The sequence below is a fragment of the Deltaproteobacteria bacterium genome (assembly GCA_020845775.1).
GTDB lineage: Bacteria > Bdellovibrionota_C > UBA2361 > SZUA-149 > JADLFC01 > JADLFC01.
In genome coordinates this window covers 1-4587 of sequence record JADLFC010000159.1, presented here as the reverse complement: position 1 = coordinate 4587, position 4587 = coordinate 1, and the positions used below count along the sequence as shown (strand labels likewise).

The window sequence follows — 4587 nt, the reverse complement described above, 5'->3', positions numbered from 1 at the left end:
AGTTCATAAGAACTGTCTTTGAACGGGAAAGAATTAGCATACTGCCCGATATAGCAGTTAGTTTTACTGAGTTAGCGGATGATCGATTGGGAAGAGTTCAGGTGGAGGTTTCTACAGCTCGAGATGTGAGTGGAAAGGAAAAAGCTGAGATAGAGACGAAACTAAGCCAGAAAATAAGTGGCACCGCAAGTTTCACTTGGAATATTAACGCGGAGCTACTAGGTGGCCTAGTCGTAAAATACGGTGGACGCGTCATAGACGGGTCATTGGCAGGTCAGTTGAGCCGGATGGAGAATGCGCTAATGGGAGCCGGGGTTAAGTGAGAATTTATCTAGTGGTTTCCCAAAAAGTAAAATATTTTACCTAATTTTTGGAAACGGTTTGGCAAGTTGCAGTGCCGTGAATCAATGATGGAGTAGTTTACGTAAATGAAGATTAAAGCTCAGGAAATAAGCAGAATACTTCAAGAGCAAATAAGAGGCTATGAGGCAGCGACAGAGCTTGCGGAAGTCGGATCGGTGATTTCTGTGGGAGATGGTATTGCTCGCATCCATGGATTGCAGAACGTAGCAGCCGGCGAGTTATTAGCATTCCCCGGGGGTATAAGTGGCTTAGCTCTTAATCTCGAAGAAGACAACGTTGGCGCCGTGTTGATGGGTGAAGCTTCGTTGGTTAAGGAAGGAGCTATTGTAAAGCGCACGGGCAAAATTGCTGAAGTTCCTGTCGGCGAGGCGCTTGTAGGCCGGGTAGTAGATGCGTTGGGTAATCCTATTGACGGATTAGGTCCCATTGATGCGGAAGCTAGGATGCGAATTGAGATAAAGGCGCCAGGTATCGTGCAGCGAAAGTCTGTTCATCAGCCGCTACAAACTGGTCTTAAGGCTATTGACTCGATGGTTCCAGTTGGAAGAGGTCAGCGCGAGCTAATTATTGGCGACCGCCAGACTGGAAAAACTGCTGTTGCTATAGATACTATTATCAATCAAAAAGACACAGGTGTAATTTGCATTTATGTAGCAATTGGGCAAAAAAGATCTAGCGTTGCTCAAGTAGTTGGCAAACTAAAAGAGTACGGCGCCATGGATCACACAATTATTGTGGCCGCTACTGCCAGTGAGCCAGCTCCACTTTCGTTTATTGCACCCTATGCTGGTTGCACAATGGGAGAGTATTTCCGCGATAATGGCAAACATGCACTAATCATTTACGACGATCTTTCAAAGCACGCAGTGGCTTATCGCGCAATTTCGCTCTTGCTAAGAAGGCCACCGGGTCGAGAAGCCTATCCTGGAGACGTGTTTTATCTGCATTCTCGATTGCTGGAGCGGGCTGCAAAGTTGAGCGATGCGTTGGGTGGAGGCTCTCTTACTGCGCTGCCTGTGATTGAAACGCAGGCGGGAGACGTTTCGGCCTATATTCCCACTAACGTGATTTCTATTACGGATGGGCAAATCTACCTAGAGTCAGATTTGTTTTATTCTGGTGTTAGGCCAGCAATTAACGTGGGTCTATCGGTTTCCCGCGTAGGCGGATCTGCGCAGATTAAGGCGATGAAAAAAGTTGCTGGAACGCTTCGCTTGGATTTAGCGCAGTATCGAGAAAAGCAGGCGTTTGCGCAGTTTGGTTCGGACCTTGATGCGTCGACAAAAGCTCAGTTGGATCGCGGCGAGCGCTTGGTTGAAATTCTTAAACAGCCACAATACCGACCAATGCCAGTTGAGTTGCAAGTATTGTCAATTTTTGCGGCAAACAATGGATTTCTCGATAAGCTAGAAGTTTCTCAGGTGAGGGCTTATGAGTCTGCTATGCACGAGTTTCTTTCGGCCAACTGCCCAAAGGTTATTGCGGCCATTAAGCAAAGCGGGGCAATGTCGGATGAGCATGCTGAGGAGTTAAGCAAAGCGTTGGATGAGTTTACTGCAGATTTTATCGCAAGTGGAGATAAGTCGGCAAAACCAGGGGTTCGCTCCCAAGGCGATGTAAACAGTGCGCCAAGACAAGCAGTGCAAGAAGAAAGTCGAGCTAGCAACTAAGGCGGGGCAATAAAGGTGGCTGGATTAAAGGAAATTCGCAGGCGAATTACTTCGGTGAACAATACGCGCCAGATAACCAGGGCTATGAAGTTAGTTGCGGCGGCGAAACTAAAGCGCGCCCAGGATGCGGCTCAAGGCGGTAGAGCTTATAGCGACCGCCTGAATGGCATAGTTAATACTCTGGTGGCCGATCTAAGCGGTGAATTTACTCATCCGCTGTTAGAAAAGGCCGAAAAAGTTGATGTGCGCCGCGTAATTGTAATTTCTGGCGATAGGGGTCTTTGTGGTGGTTATAACGCAAATGTCATAAAGGCCGTAGAAGCACAGGAGCTAGATTCGGGTGTGATGACCGAATTTGTGGCTATTGGCAAGCGTAGTGCTAGCACTTTAGCTCGGCTGGGCCGGAATATAATTAGCACCCACGAGAACCTTCCCGAAAACGCGGCGCTTTGGCCGTTTGAGGAAATGAGCAGGGCTGTAATTGGCGACTACATTGCTGGACGATGTCAGGAAGTAGTTCTTTATTACACCAAATTCGTCTCGGCGCTTAAGCAGATAGTCGTGCGAGAAGTGTTGTTGCCATTTGATGTTCTTCATTCGGCGGCTGGGGAGGGTATTTCAGGTAGTGGTGGCTCGGGTCGTGCAAATGCCGAGGAAGAAAAGCTCGATCCGCAATTGCTTATCTCGCCTGTGGGGTATAGCCCGGAGCCAGGAGTAATTTTAAGCGAATTAGTCCCAATGTTGGTTCGGACGCGACTTTTGCAGGCAGGGCTGGAGGCAAAGGCGAGTGAAAATGCGTCGCGCATGACTGCTATGGATTCGGCAACTAGCAATGCGAGCGAACTAATAGACAAGCTAAAACTATATTACAACCGCGCTAGACAGAGCACTATTACTAGGGAACTCATAGATATCGTTGGTGGAGCTGAGGCAATTCAGTAATTTGTTTAAGGGAATGAGCTGATATGGATGTAAATAATTCTTTTGAAAATCGGGTTGGTCGAGTAGTTCAAATCATGGGCCCTGTTATAGACGTGGCCTTCGATGAAGGCCTAGGTTTGCCGGAAATACATCACGCCTTAAAGATTACAAATTCAGCAATAGACGACACAGAAGACAATCTCACGGTAGAAGTGGGCTTGCACATCGGAGATAACATGGTCCGATGTATCGCCATGGATTCTACCGACGGTTTAGTAAGGGGAGCATTAGTAAAAGATACGGGTGGCCCGATTAAAGTGCCAGTTGGACAGGGTAGTTTGGGAAGAATTATCGATGTAGTGGGAAGGCCTGTGGACGAGGCTGGGCCAGTTAAAACAGATGTCTATTGGCCGATTCACAGAGTAGCACCTAAATTTGAAGATCAGGCGACATCAAAGGAAATATTTGAGACTGGCATTAAGGTAATCGATCTCCTCGCGCCATACGTAAAAGGTGGAAAAATTGGCCTTTTTGGTGGAGCAGGCGTGGGCAAGACGGTCGTTATCATGGAGCTCATCAATAACGTGGCTAAGGCGCACGGCGGTTATTCAGTCTTTGCGGGCGTAGGTGAGCGCACGCGAGAAGGGAATGACTTATGGATGGAGATGAAAGAAAGCGGGGTGTTGGATAAAGCCGCTTTGATTTATGGCCAGATGAACGAGCCTCCAGGAGCTCGCTTCCGCGTGGGGCTAAGTGCGCTGACGGCTGCGGAATATTTTCGCGATCAGGAAGGCAGAGATGTTTTGTTGTTTGTCGATAATATATTTCGTTTCGTGCAGGCTGGCTCTGAAGTATCGGCGCTTTTGGGCCGAATGCCTTCGGCGGTAGGCTATCAGCCAACGCTTGCTACCGACGTTGGAGAATTGCAAGAGCGCATTACGTCTACTAAAAACGGCTCGATTACTTCTGTGCAGGCTATTTACGTGCCAGCAGACGATTTAACCGATCCGGCTCCTGCGACAACGTTTGCGCATCTCGATGCTACTACGGTGTTGTCGCGCTCAATAGCGGAGCAGGGAATTTATCCAGCCGTGGATCCGCTGGACTCTACCTCTACAATTCTCGATCCGGCTATTATTGGCGAGGAACACTACTCGGTAGCGCGTCAGGTGCAGGGAATTTTGCAAAGGTATAAAGATTTGCAAGACATCATAGCCATTCTCGGAATGGACGAGCTTTCGCCAGACGACAAGCTAGTGGTGGAGAGAGCTAGAAAAATTCAACGATTTCTTTCGCAGCCATTTTTTGTTGCTTCCCAGTTTACTGGGTTAGAAGGAAAGTACGTAAAGCTTGAAGATTCGATACGGGGTTTTAAGGAGCTAGTGGATGGCAAACACGATGACTTGCCAGAGCAGGCTTTTTATTTGGTTGGGTCGATCGAGGAAGCTAGAGAGAAAGCGAACAAAATGGCTAAGAAAGCGGCTTAGGTGGTCATATTAACATTTGTTAGCTTCGGCGGAGATTATACGTAGATGGTGTCGCCACAATTTCAGCTTAGGATTTGTACGCCGCGCGGCGAATTATTTAGTGGATTAGTAACAGAGGCCATTCTTCCTGGATTGGATGGAGAGGT

General features: G+C 48.0%; 4 protein-coding genes. All 4 read left to right on the top strand.

All coding sequences use genetic code 11. From position 1 onward, the window contains the following. A partial coding sequence (atpH, locus tag IT291_10385) for an ATP synthase F1 subunit delta (protein ID MCC6221634.1) occupies positions 1-323 on the top strand: 323 nt, incomplete at its 5' end. A 105-nt stretch (positions 324-428) separates the two neighbouring features. After that, complete coding sequence (locus tag IT291_10380) at positions 429-2033, top strand: F0F1 ATP synthase subunit alpha (GenBank protein MCC6221633.1); 1605 nt, start codon at positions 429-431, stop codon at positions 2031-2033. 15 nt (positions 2034-2048) lie between these two features. After that, on the top strand, positions 2049-2975 hold the full coding sequence (gene atpG, locus IT291_10375; protein ID MCC6221632.1) for an ATP synthase F1 subunit gamma: 927 nt from the start codon (positions 2049-2051) through the stop codon (positions 2973-2975). Between the two features lie 23 nt (positions 2976-2998). Next, positions 2999-4441 (top strand): F0F1 ATP synthase subunit beta, encoded by a 1443-nt coding sequence (atpD, locus tag IT291_10370; GenBank protein MCC6221631.1) that lies wholly within the window; start codon positions 2999-3001, stop codon positions 4439-4441. Positions 4442-4587: the final 146 nt, after the last annotated feature.

Coding starts and splice junctions, on each gene's coding strand:
- IT291_10380 (MCC6221633.1), top strand. CDS start 429: ATGAAGATTAAAGCTCAGGAAATAAGCAGAATACTTCAAGAGCAAATA.
- atpD (MCC6221631.1), top strand. CDS start 2,999: ATGGATGTAAATAATTCTTTTGAAAATCGGGTTGGTCGAGTAGTTCAA.